The organism is Pollutibacter soli (genome assembly GCA_029269725.1).
GTDB classification, from domain to species: domain Bacteria; phylum Bacteroidota; class Bacteroidia; order Chitinophagales; family Chitinophagaceae; genus Pollutibacter; species Pollutibacter soli.
The window spans coordinates 482403-499350 of the sequence record JARJHS010000003.1; the positions used below are offsets into that span (position 1 = coordinate 482403).

The window sequence follows — 16948 nt, forward strand, 5'->3', positions numbered from 1 at the left end:
AGTTGCAGAAGATGTCGTTATTAATATCCCGGATTCTGGTCAGCCACGGGATCAAGTGCTTTATTGTAATTCATTTCTGAAACCGGAATCGGCCACAGATAAAATTTATCAGCGATGGTTTTACCTTTAACTGCCTGAATGATTTCTGCTGCTTTCCCGGTTCGTTTCAATTCCAGCCATCTTTTTCCTTCGTATTGAAATTCGTACCCACGTTCTTTTATGATCAGATCGATAAAAGTCGTTGCATTATAATCTGCGATGTTGAAATCAACATCGGAAGGAACAGTTGGCAATTTGCCATACGCCCTGCGATGCACTTTATTCAGCGCTTCCATTGCTTCAGGTGTCGGTCCATTCGCTGCACGACTTGCAGCCTCTGCATAAATCAGCAACAGATCAGCATAACGGTACCAGGGCTGATCGTTTCCGGCTCCGAGGTTTCCTGAAGCGGTGGGGTCAATAAATTTTTTGTTCAGGATAGAATTCGAACCTAAACCAATATTCCAGGAATACCAGAGCCCTTTTCTCAAATCCGCATCACTCTGTCCTGCATAAACCGCATTTGTTTTATCACTGTATTGGGCGAAAAATCCACCAGCGCCATGAAATCCGGTTCCAGGATGATTGGTGAACATGGGATAATAATTTCCGAAACCTGCCTGTCTTGCACATTTCACATAAAATATTTCTTCAGTCGTGCGCACAACGTCCGGGCCGAAAATTTTCTGCCAGTCGTCAACAGTCGTTACAGGTACAAGCGAGTATTTATTCGAAAGGATAACCTCATTAGCTTTGTCACGTGCCTCACTGTTTTTTCCTAGTTGCAGATACACGTGAGCCAGTAAAGTTTTTGCAGCCCATTTGGAAGGCCTGCCACCCTGCGTCGGATTTTCAGGTAATTTATTTTCTGCATCCAGCAAATCGGCCTGGATCAATGCATAAACTTCATCTGCTGTACTGCGTTTGAGATCGCGCTCTGTCATATTCGCTTCTGTCCGAATGGGTACGCCACTCCAGTTTCTTACGAGGAAAAAATAATCAAAAGCTCTCAGGAATTTTGCTTCTCCAACAAAACGATCGATATCTGCCTGGGAAATAGAACTGCCGTTTGGCGCATTCGCGATTACGAGATTGGCGTTACGAATACTGAGGTACAACATACCCCACATAGATTGGGTACGTGTAATGTTTGTAGGATCAAGCCCGGCAAAATCATTCAATATGGCATAACTCCCGCGGCCAAACCCGTAATCAACATAGCTCTCTACCTGGGCAAGGAAAAGCGCGAGCCCTTCTCCCGTCTGGATATAAGGCACATAAATAGCGTTCACCGCAGCTTCCACTTCAGCAGCGGTATTGTAAAATGTTTCGACTGCGAGCGACTTCGGCTTTTCTTCCAGTTCTTTACTGCACGATGTAAACATCAGCAGTGTAAAAACCATCATCATTTTAATTGCAGCAGTAACCGAAGTGCGATAGCTGCCGATTATATTCTGATTTTTCATTTCTATTTTTTTCAATGGCAAAAAATGTATTATTCAATTGATTAAAATCCTGCCCTGATTCCGAATGTTACCATTTTGGAAGGAGGATAACTGTAGTAGTCAAATCCCTGTGAAGTGGAATTTGCTCCACCATTGGAATTCACTTCAGGATCCCACCAGGAGTATTTGGTGATCGTGATCAGGTTCTGACCACTCACATATACCTGAAGATTTCTGATCCAGCTCTCGGCAGATTTACCAAAACGGAAATTATATGCCAGCTGTACGTTTCTCAAACGCAGATAAGATCCATCTTCTATCCAACGGGTAGAAACATTCGAAGCTGCAGTACGACTGATGATGGGATATTTTGCATTGGTATTGGTAGGTGTCCAGTGGTTCAGGAATACATCCTTCGGCATATTCAATCCAAATCCATAATCGATCGTATTGTTGATAGAACTCACGTTGAAAAGGTCGTTGCCCTGAGAACCCTGGATAAAGAAATTGAAATCAAAATTTTTATATGACATAAATGAATTGAAACCATAAATAAAATCAGGATTCGGATCGCCGATATAGGTTTTATCATTGGCGTTGAATGCGCCATCTTTATTGATATCAACGTATTTAATTTTACCGGCATCATTATATCCGTCTTCCACATAACCCCAGAATTGTCCCACGGGGCGGCCTACCCGAAGAATATTGGCATTGTCGTTGACCGCTGTCACACCTACGAAACCGCCGAGGATATCCTCATTATTATACAGTTTCACTACTTTGTTTCTGTTGAAACTGATATTGGCATTTACATCCCACCGGAATTCCCCCTGGAAAATGCCTGCCCCTACAGTTAATTCAACTCCTTTGTTTTGTATCTCACCAACATTCTGCACCGTGCTGGTAAATCCAAGTGAGGAAGGCAGCGCTACTGTATTCAGCAGATCGCGGGTATTCTTCACATAGTAGTCTGCTGCCAATGTTAACCGGTTTTTGAAAAACGCGATGTCGATCCCAATATCTCGTTGCTCTGTGGTTTCCCATCTCAGGTTTCCCGGAAGGACTGTACCTGGCGCATATGAAGTAAACAAAGCGGCATCAAATGTTGCTTTATTTGCAAACAACTGGTTGAGCGTTGCATACGGATTGATGGCTTCACTACCGGTCAGGCCCCAGCCTACACGCAGCTTCATATCAGAAATCACTTCAACATTTTTCATGAATTTCTCATTGGAAATTCTCCAGGCCAACGCACCGGAGGGGAAATAACCCCATTTGTTTCCGGCACTGTATTTCGAAGAACCATCTGCTCTGAAACTTATAGTGGCGATGTATTTATCATCCAGGATATAATTGGCCCTTCCCAGCCAGGACATGATGACAGATTTGGTATACGATGAACCCGGCAGGCCTGGTGTTGCTGCAGGAGCAAGGTCATAGGTCTGGGTGTTATCACTGATAAAACCTGTTCCGCCCGCACTCAATGACGTATTAAGAAAATTCTGGTAGGTGAAACCAGCCACAGCAGAAACGTTATGCCTGCTGCCAAAAAGTTTATTATAGCTGATGGTATTTTCACTCAGGAGACTAGTTGACCGTACTGTGCTTACGTTTGCAACACCTTGTGAGTTGATGTACTTTTTTGTAGTGTACTGATCGGTACGGTCATCGGCATTTTCAATACCACCCAGGAACTTAATTGTTATTTCAGGGATCGGTCTGTAAGATAAAGACGCATTTGCAAGAACACGGTTGGCACGCACTTCATCCGTTTGCTCATTGATAAAATTCAACGGATTGGTCATTACATTGGAGATAAACGGGTAAGCTGTCGCAAGAACGCGGTAGGTTCCGTCATCATTATATGGTGTCAATGTCGGTGGTGCAGAAATAGCAGCTGAAATCATCGAAGCACCACGGTTACCACCTCCGTTATTTTTCCGGTCGGTATTGATCCTGCTCAATACACTGGAGACGTTGAAGCTGAATTTTTTGCTGATCTCATGATTGAGATTAACGCGAAGAGAATAACGATCATAATTGCTTCCCTTAATAATTCCCTCCTGTCCGAAATATCCACCTGATACGGAGAAATTAGTTTTTTCATTGCCGCCGCTTACAGTAGCAGACAATGTTTTCATTGGAGCATTCTGAAATACAAGATCCTGCCAGTCGTAGCTTTTGTTGGCAAATTCAGCGATCTGCGCTTCTGTAAAATAAGGAGCTATATTATCATTTGTTGCCTGCAGATTGTAAAACTGCGCGTATTCCTGTGCGTTCATCAGGTCCAGCTTCTTCCTCAACGACTGAATGCCATAGCTGGTTTCAATATCAACATTTGTTTTCCCTGATCTTCCTTTCCGTGTCGTAATCATCACTACCCCATTGGCTCCTCTCGATCCATATATTGCTGTAGCCGATGCGTCTTTCAATATTTCTATTGATTCGATATCGGGGTTGTTCAGAATAGTTGGACTCCCTGACACGGGAAAACCATCCACAACATACAACGGCTCATTACTTCCCCGGATTGAATTCGCACCACGTATTCTCACACTCACTCCTGCACCCGGTGCGCCTGTATTCTGCAAAACCTGAACACCTGCAGCGCGACCGGAAAGGGCCTGCATGACATTCGTCGCAGGAAATGCATTGATATCCCTTCCCTTGACTGTAGCGACGGAACCACTCAGATCTCTTTTTCTCCTGGTTCCATAACCGATCACTACCACATCCTCCAGTTTATTATCACCAGGGGTGAGAGAAACATTAATAATCGTGCGCGAATTGATCGGCACCTCCAGATCACCATAACCAAGGTTACTGATCACCAGAAATCCGTTGGGAGTTGGTGAAGTGATTTTGAAATTTCCTTCAGTGTCGGATGTGGTACCGGTTTGTGTTCCTTTTAAAATTACACTTGCCCCGCTGATAGGCTTCTGATCAGCAGCAGAAGTGATTTTACCAGTTACTACAACCGACTGACCATACGTGTGTGCAATGGTAAAGCCCAAAATTATAACCAGGCTTAGCAGCAGCTTTTTTAAACTCATGGCAGCAATCTTTGATTTTATAATGTAAAATTATATTTTACAATGATAAAATTATAATGCAACTCCGGTACAGCCAAATTTTTTTTTTGAATATGCTGACTTCAGGCAATTAGAATACAGTTAATTGATTCTGCCCGTGTATAGTACAGATAATATTATGTCAGCGGAAAGGTAGACACAACAATAAATGGAGAGAGAGTGGATAGCAGCCTATAACTTTTTACTAATCCGATCAGCGGATTTGCGGATTTGTTTGATCAGATCAAGCTTGTTCATGTTGTTGTACCTGGACACAGGCATATACACACTTAAAGACGCTATTGTTTTTTTTCCTGAATTGATCGGTAACGCGATTCCTATAATCTGATTTCGTGTTATCTGTAAAGCATAACCGTCTTTACGGATCTTACTTATCTGCTTCAGCAGCCCTTTTTTGTCAGCAGCGCCCTCCCATTCTTCTTTTGACGGAACGCCATATCGCTCTATAAATTTTTCTATCTCCTCATCAGTCAGCATTGACAACAATAAGCGACCAGAGGAAGTGTCATACACTCTTTTTTCCCTGGCCGTATTTGCCTGCAGATCATTGTCGCTTTGCACTTTAAAAATGACCACCCTTGCATCGCCCTTGATAATGCATAACAATGAGTTTTCATTCAACAGACTGGTCAATCCTTCCATCTCTTCCCTCGCAGCGTCAACCAGGGACTTGTTATAACCTTCATTTCCAGAAATAGCATAAGCCATCGGTCCCAGCAGATATCCCTTTTGCTTATCCAGCTTCTCGATGTATTTGCGATCAACCATTGTTTTGATGATATTCGCACAGGTTCCTGCATTCAGATTAAGCTTCTCAGCAATCTCGCCGAGGGATTTTGCTTTTTCAGGGTCTTTGCTGATGTACTCCAATATGTCAAATGCACGTTGAATAACCTGTATCACAAAATTCGTGTTGTCTTAAATTTTAAAAGACTAAATAACCAATAAATTTTATAATATAAAAATCAGCGTTCAATTATAAAACCGGGTTATCGACGGAATTGGAAAGAATTAGCACTGGTGAGACCATGTATGCAATATTTCGCTTATCCATTAAATTCACTTTTCGTCACAAGTATGCGGCCACTTTTTTTTGCCACTGCAGGCTGTTCGATTAGCGAAACCTGCGGTTATTCGGATCATTGCAACAGCAATCTGAAGTCTGTTGGTCTCGCTAATAGCTAAGACAAACTATCCTTTATTAACTCCATCGTTTGCCTTTGCCGTTTTTCGACAAAGGCCTTTGCTGCATTTGCTTTTTCCCTCGCTTGTTTTGGATTCTTTGCAATCCAGAGAACAGTGGGTGCAAAGCGGGTAATATCATCCTCATTATCCATATTGAATAACCAATCCCGCAGTCCGATATCCTGCCACATAAAGCCTTTGCTTGTTTGTTCAAAAAACCGACCTACCACTGCCGGAATTCCGTTGCCGATACACATTATGGGTGAATGCATCTCCAGGCCGAATAAACCTGCTGACCGGATATAAGTGCTCACGGCTTCATCAGTGAGCCAATAGCGATCACGCCAAACCACTTTTGCCTGAACATCTGCCGGTAATTTATCAAAGAGGATTTCCTTACCCAGTTTTACCTGGGTTTCATCTTCCGGACAAATCAGGATTTTCAGACCGGTTTCCCTGGTAACTGCAATAATAGCATCACGCAGGGGTTTATTATCATGTTCCCTCATCGCCTTATTTCTATTATCCTTTACCTGGTTAAAGGGTGTGTTTTTACCGGCAATTTCCCAATATGGTGTAAATCTTTGCCGTGGAATTACACACATAAACTTTCCTTCTTCCAGTCCATGTGTTTTAAGAAATTCAATCGCTTTTGCATCATTTCTTACATCCACCGCGAATGCGCCATCAGGACAAAACTCCATTACCGGGCACTTCACCTCACTATCTTTTGCAAGCTTAAGTGAAACCGAATCTCTGAACAATGCGAAACGCGCTTTATTAAGCAACTCTGTATCCAATGGCTCTGGCTTAACCGCCACATTCGGATCCTGGCTATAGATTCCCGGAAATGTTATACCATAAACACCAAAAGGTTTACCCGTTTCTTTGTACCACTGCTCCATCTGATTACGGCCCACGAGTGAAGGGCCTGAGCCATGAAGAAAAAAGTCGCACTCTTTTATTGCTGCCTTAATTTTCTCAGCCGAATCAATGATCGATACTTTGGGAAATCTACTACGAAGAAGCCGTTCCACACCATTGTCCACACTGGATGGCCAGAGCCTGACTTCAACATCGGGTAAATATTGTTCAAGTAACCTGAGTACGCCAGGAGTATGACCTATGTCCCCGATATTCACAGTCTGCCATGATGAACGAAGGACAATCGACTTTGACTTTTGCATTTGTGCCAGCGCGGGAATAGTGGCGAGCAATGAAATAAGAGCGGGTGTTTGTTTCAAAAATTCTCTCCGATCAATCATGCTAAACATTTTTTTGATGAATTCTTACCTCGGCCTTGTTTGAATTTATTTGCAATCGTTTTTAAAAAATACAGAATTTTTAGAACACACTGATCACCGGCCAAGCGACCAGATTTTTATTTTTTTTCATATTTATAAAAGTTCAGTAATTTGTCAATGCAAAGTATGATTTTATAATATAAAATCTATTGTCAGTCCATTCTCTATTTTCACCGATTAAAAAAGCAAATGCATAGCATAAGGGTTTCAATCTCATTTTTAGTTTGCTGTACTTGGCTGGTAACTGCTGCGCAGGAAAAAACCTTTGAAAATTTCATATCGCGTCATGAAGATCAGTTGATGGAAGGCGACCGTGTCTTCAGATTTATTGGCGTCAACACTCCCAATATCAATGGGCATTACGATGGATACAGGAACACAAATCCCGACAGTAAATATGCCTATGATCCGATAGAACTCTCCTTTGAAATGGAGAATTATTTTAAAGATCTTGATCAGATGGGTGTGACAGTAATCAGAAACTGGGGTATTCCCGTCGCCGATGGTTCAGATGAATATGAAGCAGTTGTAGAAGGCCCTGGAAAATACAATGAAACCGCATTGCGGAGAATTGATAAAATGCTGCAATTATGCAATCGCTACCGGATCAGAGTGATTTTATGCCTTGTCAAAGAGAACAGGATATTTGGCAGTACTTCGTCATTCGCTCAACTATATGGCGGTGGGGATTATTATAAGTCGAAGGCGGTTAAAGATGGGTATAAGCAATTACTGGAAACCATGGTCAACCGGAAAAACACCTACACCGGAGAATTGTACAAAAATGATAAGGCTATTCTTGCCTGGGAGTTTGGTAATGAAGTACCGAACAGTAAAGTGGAATGGCTGATTGAAATGACGAACTTTTTGAAGACAATTGATCCCAACCACCTGATTGCCGATCCCCGGCGTGCCAACGGACCAGGTCAGATGGATACCCTCGTTAACGATGTGATAAATAAAATTCCCAATATTGATATTGTTAAGACGCGGCAATACCCAAACTATCGGGGATCAGTAGCCGAATTGTGGGATCAATGCAAGGGTAAACGTCCGATGATCATAGATGAGTTCCAACGTAAAGAAAACTTTGAGAACATTTTAAAGGAAATAGTGGAGACAGGCACCAGTGGCGGACTCCTCTGGAGCCTGATGAAGAACCAGTATCGCGGAGGAATCGGTGGTCATGCATTGTTTCATTCCTATAGCTGGGGTGGAAGCCGCTGGCCCGGCTTCAAAAGCGGTGATTATTTTAATGAGTCTGAAAATTTGATGCAGATAAGAGCTTACTCCTATAAAATCCGTGGGTTGGATACTCCTCCACTCCCTCCGCCAACCGATAGGCCTTTTTTATACCAGTGCGAGGAAAAGGGAATCGCGGCTCTTAAATGGCGATGTTCTTCAGGATCTAAATTTTACCACGTTGAACGATCTTCATCACCAGGCGGGCCCTGGACGATCATTGCTGACAGCATCGATATAAGCTACGATTTATATTTCTATCCCATGTTTAGTGATACGGGTGCTGTAGCAGGCCAGGCGTATTATTACCGGGTAGCAGGCAAAAATAAATCTGGTATTTCACCTTCATCAAATATTGTGGGACCCGTAATATCCACTCATCATATGCTGATGGACAACTTAAGCAATCTGCATTTTGTTTTTTCGAAAAGTGACAACCTCTCGGTCAGTGCAGAAACTTATCCACGTTTACGACAGACCGAAGAAGATTATTTTCAGCTGGTCCGGTTACCCGGTAGCCCAGCCGGCGAACTGATTTACAAAGCTGATCAGATAAAATCTATTAGCGTATTTGTATTCAATGATACCATTGATCAGGTTTCTCTTCAATATTCATTTGATGGAAAAAAATGGAAGTCTGCAGATAAGCACGTCACAAAAAAACTCAGACCCGGATATCCAAGTCCAATTTCAGAAATGAAAGATAATAGCATTAACAAATACACTTACACAGTTGATAAATTTCCAAAGAAAACCAGGTACGTGCGGATCAGCACTGGGAACGCCGGGATGATGAATTCCTTTCCGTGGATCGGTAGGGTTCATTTAGTATATCAGGGAAGAATAAACTAACCGGATATCAACACATGAATAACTAACGCCGTCAATTAATTGGTCAAAGAAAGAATCAATCCATGCCAGTGAATAAAAAAACCCGCAACTCATGCGGGTTAAAAGGTGGAGGATACCGGGATCGAACCGGTCACCTCAAACATGCCATGCTTGCGCTCTACCAGATGAGCTAATCCCCCATTTTCAGTCTATAGGCAGGAGTGGGGAGTCAGGAGCCAGAAGTCACTCACAGGTTTCTGTTTCTGTTTTCTGTTTCTGATTTCCCTTTCTTCCTGAGTCTGCAAATATATCGCTGGTGGGACTTCCTGCAAAACTTTTCCTTGCAACAGCTTAGTTGTCGGTTATCAGCTCTGATGTAGTTAACGTGATAAAAAGCCGTCATTTCTAATTTCTCCCAGTTTTCCGTTTTCAGTTTCCTGTTCCCACCACTGTTTCTGCTCTCTCTCTTTCTGTTTCTGTATTCCAGTTTTCCGTTTTCTTCTTCTTCCTGTTTCTGCTTCAGTATTCTCTTTCGTCCGGGCATGACAGTACATGATTCGGGTTGGATTACAATGGCTACCTTTAAAACCGCTTTTTATTTTAATCAGTAATTGCCTGTCATGCACGGTATCCTCGGTATTTTTTTCCATTTGATTGGTGGTTTTGCGTCCGGCAGTTTCTATATGCCATTCAAAAAGGTAAAGAAGTGGTCGTGGGAATCGTACTGGATCATCGGTGGGTTGTTTTCCTGGTTGATTGTTCCTCCGCTCGCTGCATGGCTCACAGTTCCCGGGTTTGCCGGTATCATCAGGGAAACGCCTTCACATATCATCGGAATCACTATTTTATTTGGAGTTCTCTGGGGCATGGGCGGATTGACTTACGGACTTGGTGTCCGTTATCTGGGTATGTCCCTCGGTAATTCTGTGGTGCTTGGATTTTGTTCGGCATTCGGCGCTCTTGTTCCCTCTTTCTACTATAATTTTTTTCCTGCTCCGGGGAAAACCTGCTTCAATGACCTGCTCACAAAGGGTTGGGGGCAAATCGTTCTCGCAGGAATCGTTCTCTGCCTGATCGGAATTTATATATGCGGACGAGCCGGAATGATGAAAGAAAAGGAACTAACGTCGGCGGATAAACTAAAATCTGTTTCCGAGTTCAATCTCCGCAAAGGACTAATAGTTGCCGTATTTTCCGGTATCATGAGTGCATGTTTTAATTTCGGTATCGAAGCTGGTAAACCCATGGCTGACACAGCAGTTTCACTTGGCATGAATCCATTGTACCAGAACAATGTTACTTATGTGGTCCTATTATGGGGCGGACTTGCAACCAACCTGATCTGGTGCATGATCCTCAATGCAAGAAATAAATCATTTAAAGACTACACCAATAAAGCCACTCCCCTTTTCAACAATTATTTTTATTCGGCGCTTGCAGGCACAATCTGGTTTATGCAATTCTTCTTTTATGGAATGGGAGAAAGCAAACTGGGTAATGGTGCAAGCTCGTGGATTTTACATATGGCATTTATTATCCTGATCGCAAATCTCTGGGGAATTGCGTTGAAAGAATGGAACGGTGTAAGTAAAAAAACTAAAACAACGATTACCCTTGGCATTGCAACTATTATCATGTCTGTTCTGCTGGTGGGTTTTGGAAATTCATTGAAATAATTAAAACGACTAACCAATTATGTCAAATGCATTAACCGGTCAATTTAAACATGTGAGTTACCTGTGGGATGAATCTAAAGCTGCGGAGCTTGCGAACGATGAAGTAGGTCTGCTGATCTATCGCTCAAATCTTCTCGGTGCAGACCTTCGGTTAACAAATTACGGCGGTGGAAACACTTCCTGCAAAACCATCGAAAAGGATCCGCTCACAGGTGCGGAAAAAGAGGTGATGTGGGTGAAAGGTTCGGGTGGAGACCTTGGTACATTGAAAAAGAGCGGACTTGCCGGATTATATATGGATCGCCTGATCAGTCTGCAATCAATTTATCGAGGACTGACTTATGAAGATGAAATGGTTGAACTATTCAATCATTGCATTTTTGATCTGCAGTCAAAAGCGCCATCGATCGATACTGCTTTACATGCATTTCTTCCATTCAAACATATCGATCATCTTCATCCTGATGCAGCCATTGCAATTGCAGCGAGCAAAGATGGTAAAGAAATAACCAGAGAACTTTTTAAAGGGACCATCGGATGGGTGGAATGGCAAAGGCCCGGTTTCGATCTTGGCCTTCAACTGCAAAAATGTGTTGAAGAGAATCCAGGAATCAGGGGAATCATGCTTGGCTCACATGGTCTGTTTACATGGGGAGATACTTCCTATAGCAGTTACATAAATACGCTGGAGGTAATCGAAACCTGCGCACAATATCTGGAAAATGCATCTGTGGGAAAAGAAAATTTCGGGGGACAGAAATTGCAGTCGCTTGATAAAGATTCGAGGTTGAAACAGGCAGCGACAATTGCTCCTATACTTCGGGGATTGTGCATTACCAAACAAAAAATGATCGGCCACTTTACGGATGATGACAGAGTGCTGGAGTTTATTAATTCCAATGAACTCGACAGATTGGCGCCTATGGGCACCAGTTGTCCTGATCATTTTCTCAGAACAAAAATTTCTCCTTTGGTAATTCCGATTGCTGCTGATGCAGACCTTAGTGATACAGCTGCAGTTCTTCAGCAACTCGAGCGGCCTTTTGCAGATTATCGTAAAATGTATGCTGAATACTACGAAAACTGCAAGCGTGCAAATAGTCCTGCTATGCGTGATCCCAATCCGGTGGTTTTATTATATCCGGGCGTTGGTATGTTTACGTTTGCAAAAGACAAACAGACTGCGCGTGTTGCCGGAGAATTCTATATCAATGCTATCAATGTAATGCGCGGCGCAGAAACAATCTCTTCGTATATCGCATTACCGCGGCAGGAAGCATTTGATATCGAATACTGGTTGTTGGAAGAAGCAAAACTTCAGCGTATGCCTAAGCCAAAACCCCTTTCGGGAAGAATCGCGTTGGTAACCGGAAGCGCAGGTGGAATAGGAAAAGCAATCGCTAAAAAATTTGCAGAGGAAGGAGCTTGTGTTGTCATCAACGATAACGATTCACAAAGACTCGAAAATGCAAAAGCGGATTTTAATAAATTATTCGGCCGTGATGTATTTATCGGCGATCTCCTTGATGTAACCAAAAAAGAAACCATCACGCAACTGTTTGAAAAAACAGCGCTTGCTTTTGGCGGTGTCGATATAGTGGTAAACTGTGCCGGCATTTCGATTTCGAAACCATTGGAAGATCATACAGAGCAGGACTGGGATCTGCTTTACGATATCCTTGTAAAGGGTCAGTTCCTCATCAGCCAGGCAGGAACAGCTATTATGCGTAAGCAAAGATCGGGTGGTGATATTCTGAATATCGTAAGCAAAAACGCCTTGTTCTCTGGCCCAAACAATGCCGGATATGGTTCTGCAAAAGCCGCACAACTTCACCTGAGCAGATTGAACGCTGCAGAATTAGGTAAAGATGGCATCCGTGTAAATGTTGTCAATCCGGATGCAGTAATTTCAGATAGTAAGATCTGGGAAGGAGCATGGGCGGAAGGTCGCGCTAAAGCATATGGTGTAACTGTTGCTGAGTTGCCGTCTTATTATGCAAAACGTACATTACTCAACCAGATTATTCTGCCTGAAGATATAGCGAATGCTTGTTTTGTATTTGTCGGCGGACTGATGAATAAATCGACAGGTAATGTTTTGAATGTCGACGGTGGAATTGCAGTTTCATTTGTGAGGTAAGCAGAAGGCAGTGGGAAAAGATTGATTTACTAACGACATCCTATAGGCCAAATAAAGAATTTATAAATGCGGTTGACAACAACTGATATCCTTGAGTGTAACGAAGACCAGCTTAAACAGCATGGCCGGGCATTTGATTTTTTCTCTTCGCTTCATCTGAATGCAGAAGCTATTGTTGAAAAAATCATGCTGTTCCAGGTAGCCATTCCGAGTTGGGCATTGGGAAATGGAGGTACCAGATTCGGTCGTTTTCCAGGTGGTGGTGAGCCGTCGCGCCTGGAACAAAAAATCGAAGACATTGCATTGCTGAATACGCTGAATCGCTCAAGCAATGCTATTTCATTACATATTCCATGGGATATACCAGAGCGACCTGATGAGATCAAATCATTCGCAGCCGAACTGGGGATCAGGTTCGACGCGATGAACTCAAATACTTTCCAGGATCAACCCGGTCAGGAGTTTAGTTATAAATACGGGTCCTTACAGCACACAGATAAAGCCGTAAGAAACCAGGCCATCGAACATAATATTGAAGTTATCCGGTATGGTCAGGAATTAGGATCCGATTCAATTACCGTGTGGCTTTCTGATGGTTCCTGTTTCCCAGGTCAGTTGAATTTCCGAAAAGCATTTTCAAATGTCTTATCAGGATTGAAAGAGATTTATTCGGCACTTCCTCCTGATTGGAAAATGTTTGTTGAATACAAACCTTACGAACCGAATTTTTATTCGACGACGGTGGGAGATTGGGGACAATCATTTCTGTATGCAAATAAACTTGGTCCGAAAGCATATACATTGGTTGATCTTGGTCATCATCTTCCAAATACAAATATTGAGCAGATCGTATCGCTTTTGCTGATGGAAAGAAAGCTGGGAGGTTTTCATTTTAATGATTCGAAATATGGTGATGATGATTTAACTGTGGGTAGTATTAAACCTTACCAGTTATTCCTGATATTTAATGAGCTGGTCGAAGGCATGGATGCACAGAAAATGGATCATGCAAAAGACCTGGCCTGGATGATCGATGCATCGCATAATGTAAAAGATCCGCTGGAAGATTTGCTTCAGTCTGTTGAAGCTATTCTAATCAGTTATGCGCAGGCTTTACTTGTGGACAGAAGATCATTGGACGAGGCACAACAGGAAAATGATGTTGTGAGATCCCAGGAAATTCTCCAGTCTGCATTCAGAACTGATGTAAGACCGTTAATTGCGGAAGCTTCGTTGAGAGCGGGCGGTGCTTTGAAACCAATAGACGTTTTCAGAAAATTAAAAGTTCGTGAGCAACTGATAAAAGAGAGAGGAAGGGTCAGTGTTGCTTCAGGACTTTAAGCAGCCGTGATGCAGGAGTTGGGAGGCGGGAGACGAAACAGCCAAAAGCGCAACTAACCTGCAGGAAAAGCTCGGCTTCCTAAACATAAGTTCCCTTGATGGTGTTCCCACGCAAGGGCCATTTAATATAACCACTGATACGGGAACACCAACAAGAAAACTGATGATTGCCATTTTCGATATTGGTAAGACGAATAAAAAACTTTCGTTGCTGGATGAACAGTATCGTTTCATATATGAAACATCTGTTCAGATTCCGGAAATAAAAGATGAAGATGGTGACCCCTGCGAAGATCTTGAAGCTTTGATCGCATGGATAAAGGCCGGTTTTGTATCGGTTATTGGTGATCGTAAATACAAAATTGCAGCGCTGAATTTTTCTTCCTACGGCGCGAGTTTTGTTCCCATAAACAGTACGGGCAATCCTGTTTCGCCTTTATACAATTACCTGAAACCATTTCCCGAAGCACTTCACAATCAGTTTTATCAGACTTACGGAGGTGAGCAACAACTCGCGCTGGAAACGGCTTCGCCTATTCTCGGACATCTCAATTCAGGATTACAGCTGTACAGGCTGAAACACATGCGGCCGGATATTTACGCTGACATCCGGTATGCACTGCATTTGCCGCAATTTCTGTCGTATATATTCACGCGGCACGCATGTTCGGACATGACAAGTATTGGATGTCATACCCATCTTTGGGATTTCAGAAAACAAAATTATCACCACTGGGTTCACGAGGAAAAGATCACAAAAATTCTGGCACCGGTCGTTGGTGGTGATAAAACCCATGTAACCGAATCCATTGGCCAAAAAATAAAAACTGGCATCGGTTTGCATGACAGCTCATCAGCATTGATACCTTACCTGACCTGTTTCAAAGAACCATTTCTGCTGATCTCTACAGGCACGTGGTGTATCAGCATGAATCCTTTTAATCAGCAGCCGCTGACAGCGCAGGAACTAAAATACGATTGTCTTTGCTACCTCACCCACGATGCAAAAGCAGTAAAATCTTCGCGCCTGTTTGCTGGTCATTGGCACGATCTTCAAACAAAAAGAATAGCAGAGTATTTCAACGTTCAAAGGGATTATTATAAAAAGGTTGGCTGGGAGGAAGGTCGTTACCAGCCATTACACCCATCAACAAAATCTCATTACTCAGAAGCCTTCATTAACTCAGGTCATCTTACATTTAACGATGTTGACCTTAAAAATTTCTCAAGCTACGAAGATGCATATTACAAACTCATGGAGGAAATAATTGCACTCCAGGTTTGGTCATCCAACCTTGTACTGAACAACATTGTTGAGAAAATATTTGTAGATGGAGGCTTTGGCAGTAATCCATTGTATATGCATATGCTGGCAAAAGCATATCCTGGCAAACAGGTTTTTGCAGCATCAGTACCACAGGCTTCATCCATTGGCGCAGCAATGATCCTGCACAATGTCTGGAACAGAAAACCAGTTCCTTCCGACATGATCTCGCTGAAATCTTTTTGATTTTCTTGCCTTTGGCTCACACGATTGAAATCGTGGGTTATAAGATCACTTTCCCTTTGGGAATTGAATGACTGTTATACTTCATTCCGTTTTTCTGTTCGAAACAGTCGGCTGTTTCCGTTTGCCTATTGCCTTCTTACTATTGCCTAAACTCTATTTCCTATTTTTGAACGCAAATAATCACAATGCTAAAAACAATTCTGCTGCTCACCTGCTCTAATGTATTTATGACAATTGCCTGGTATGGTCATTTAAAATTCAATTCACTTCCACTCTGGAAAGCGATCCTGATCAGCTGGGGAATTGCACTGTTCGAGTATTGCCTGATGGTGCCAGCCAACCGTGCCGGCTATAGTGTTGGTATGAGTGGCTTCGAATTAAAAATGACACAGGAAGTAATCACGCTTGTTGTATTTAGCGTGTTTGCCGTTGTTTACCTCAAAGAACCTTTTCAATGGAAATACCTCATCAGTTTTTTATTCCTGCTCGGCGCAGTTTATTTCATGTTTAAAAAATAGCGCTTAGACCAGCCTGCGATTTTCTGCAGCTTCACTAACAGCCAGCGCTACACGCTTTTGTCTTGTTTCTTCTCTTTTGGCCAACAAAATCCATTGGTAGGTCCACTTTTTCGCAAAGGGAGTAAAGGCTTCAAAATTGGCCGCGGCTTTTTTGTTTTTCTTAAATGCTGCCACCAGGTCTTCAGGCATTTCCCATGCTTCCGACTGGTCGATTCTTCCCCAACTTCCATTTGCTTTCGCCAGCTCAATACTCACTAAACCCGCAGTTTTCATTTGCTTTTTTCTTATCAATTCCTCTACTCTTTTCTTGTTAGATGCACTCCAGACTCCGATTGGTTTTCTACGGGAGTACAATTGTGCGTAGAACTCATCGTCTGATTTCCTTGTTACACTGTCAATCCAGCCGACACACAAAGCTTCCTGTACTGCATCTTCATAAGAAATGCCTGCCGATTTTGCACTCTTTTTTTTTAGTAAAACCCAAACCCTATCTTTTGTTAAATGGTTTTTTGCCAGCCAGCTCCGCCAGGCTTTTCTGTTGACAGGCTTAAATATTTCCAGGTCGTCAAGTCTTGCCATATTGTAAATTAAAAATTTCCACAATTGTTACCGGGTACGGAAA

Annotated in this window: 11 protein-coding genes and 1 tRNA gene; 6 read left to right on the forward strand and 6 right to left on the reverse strand. The window is 42.6% G+C overall.

Annotated elements, in window-relative coordinates:
- Positions 1-20: 20 nt before the first annotated feature.
- From P2W82_RS10415 to P2W82_RS10430, 4 genes are all read right to left on the reverse strand, one after another.
- Entirely contained in the window at positions 21-1505 is a 1485-nt protein-coding gene (locus tag P2W82_RS10415; RefSeq protein WP_336515817.1) for a RagB/SusD family nutrient uptake outer membrane protein, read from the reverse strand.
- A 41-nt stretch (positions 1506-1546) separates the two neighbouring features.
- The gene (locus P2W82_RS10420) at positions 1547-4540 is read right to left on the reverse strand and encodes a SusC/RagA family TonB-linked outer membrane protein (RefSeq protein ID WP_336515818.1); all 2994 of its coding nucleotides are present in this window, start codon (positions 4538-4540) and stop codon (positions 1547-1549) included.
- Between the two features lie 210 nt (positions 4541-4750).
- The gene (locus P2W82_RS10425) at positions 4751-5482 is read right to left on the reverse strand and encodes an IclR family transcriptional regulator (RefSeq protein ID WP_336515819.1); all 732 of its coding nucleotides are present in this window, start codon (positions 5480-5482) and stop codon (positions 4751-4753) included.
- Between the two features lie 278 nt (positions 5483-5760).
- Positions 5761-7029: a polysaccharide pyruvyl transferase family protein gene (locus tag P2W82_RS10430; RefSeq protein WP_336515820.1), complete on the reverse strand. Its 1269-nt coding sequence runs from the start codon at positions 7027-7029 to the stop codon at positions 5761-5763.
- A gap of 228 nt (positions 7030-7257) precedes the next feature.
- On the opposite strand from P2W82_RS10430, the gene P2W82_RS10435 reads away from it, so the two are divergent.
- A complete protein-coding gene (locus P2W82_RS10435; protein ID WP_336515821.1) occupies positions 7258-9162 on the forward strand; it encodes a glycoside hydrolase 5 family protein in 1905 nt (634 codons plus the stop codon).
- A 106-nt stretch (positions 9163-9268) separates the two neighbouring features.
- Here the strand turns inward: P2W82_RS10435 and P2W82_RS10440 are convergent.
- Positions 9269-9341: transfer RNA gene (locus P2W82_RS10440), tRNA-Ala, on the reverse strand.
- Positions 9342-9761: 420 nt separating this feature from the next.
- Between P2W82_RS10440 and rhaT the strand changes: the two genes are divergently transcribed.
- From rhaT to P2W82_RS10465, 5 genes are all read left to right on the forward strand, one after another.
- Positions 9762-10817, forward strand: coding sequence for an L-rhamnose/proton symporter RhaT (gene rhaT, locus P2W82_RS10445; RefSeq protein ID WP_336515822.1), 1056 nt, complete (start codon positions 9762-9764; stop codon positions 10815-10817).
- A 19-nt stretch (positions 10818-10836) separates the two neighbouring features.
- The gene (locus P2W82_RS10450; protein ID WP_336515823.1) at positions 10837-12957 is read left to right on the forward strand and encodes a bifunctional aldolase/short-chain dehydrogenase; all 2121 of its coding nucleotides are present in this window, start codon (positions 10837-10839) and stop codon (positions 12955-12957) included.
- A 66-nt stretch (positions 12958-13023) separates the two neighbouring features.
- Positions 13024-14298 (forward strand): sugar isomerase, encoded by a 1275-nt coding sequence (locus tag P2W82_RS10455; protein ID WP_336515824.1) that lies wholly within the window; start codon positions 13024-13026, stop codon positions 14296-14298.
- A gap of 163 nt (positions 14299-14461) precedes the next feature.
- Positions 14462-15808 carry an FGGY-family carbohydrate kinase gene (locus tag P2W82_RS10460; protein ID WP_336515825.1) on the forward strand — a complete coding sequence of 449 codons (1347 nt, stop codon included), beginning with the start codon at positions 14462-14464 and terminating at the stop codon, positions 15806-15808.
- 185 nt (positions 15809-15993) lie between these two features.
- Positions 15994-16326, forward strand: a complete 333-nt coding sequence (locus tag P2W82_RS10465) for a DMT family protein (RefSeq protein ID WP_336515826.1) — start codon at positions 15994-15996, stop codon at positions 16324-16326.
- Positions 16327-16329: 3 nt separating this feature from the next.
- On the opposite strand, the gene P2W82_RS10470 is transcribed toward P2W82_RS10465, so the two are convergent.
- Positions 16330-16905 carry a YdeI/OmpD-associated family protein gene (locus tag P2W82_RS10470; RefSeq protein ID WP_336515827.1) on the reverse strand — a complete coding sequence of 192 codons (576 nt, stop codon included), beginning with the start codon at positions 16903-16905 and terminating at the stop codon, positions 16330-16332.
- Between the last annotated feature and the right edge of the window lie 43 nt (positions 16906-16948).

Excerpts from the sequence above, each read along its gene's own strand:
- rhaT (WP_336515822.1), top strand. The coding sequence starts at position 9,762 with ATGCACGGTATCCTCGGTATTTTTTTCCATTTGATTGGTGGTTTTGCG.
- P2W82_RS10435 (WP_336515821.1), top strand. The coding sequence starts at position 7,258 with ATGCATAGCATAAGGGTTTCAATCTCATTTTTAGTTTGCTGTACTTGG.
- P2W82_RS10450 (WP_336515823.1), top strand. The coding sequence starts at position 10,837 with ATGTCAAATGCATTAACCGGTCAATTTAAACATGTGAGTTACCTGTGG.
- P2W82_RS10430 (WP_336515820.1), bottom strand. The coding sequence starts at position 7,029 with ATGATTGATCGGAGAGAATTTTTGAAACAAACACCCGCTCTTATTTCA.
- P2W82_RS10420 (WP_336515818.1), bottom strand. The coding sequence starts at position 4,540 with ATGAGTTTAAAAAAGCTGCTGCTAAGCCTGGTTATAATTTTGGGCTTT.
- P2W82_RS10455 (WP_336515824.1), top strand. The coding sequence starts at position 13,024 with ATGCGGTTGACAACAACTGATATCCTTGAGTGTAACGAAGACCAGCTT.
- P2W82_RS10465 (WP_336515826.1), top strand. The coding sequence starts at position 15,994 with ATGCTAAAAACAATTCTGCTGCTCACCTGCTCTAATGTATTTATGACA.
- P2W82_RS10415 (WP_336515817.1), bottom strand. The coding sequence starts at position 1,505 with ATGAAAAATCAGAATATAATCGGCAGCTATCGCACTTCGGTTACTGCT.
- P2W82_RS10460 (WP_336515825.1), top strand. The coding sequence starts at position 14,462 with ATGATTGCCATTTTCGATATTGGTAAGACGAATAAAAAACTTTCGTTG.
- P2W82_RS10470 (WP_336515827.1), bottom strand. The coding sequence starts at position 16,905 with ATGGCAAGACTTGACGACCTGGAAATATTTAAGCCTGTCAACAGAAAA.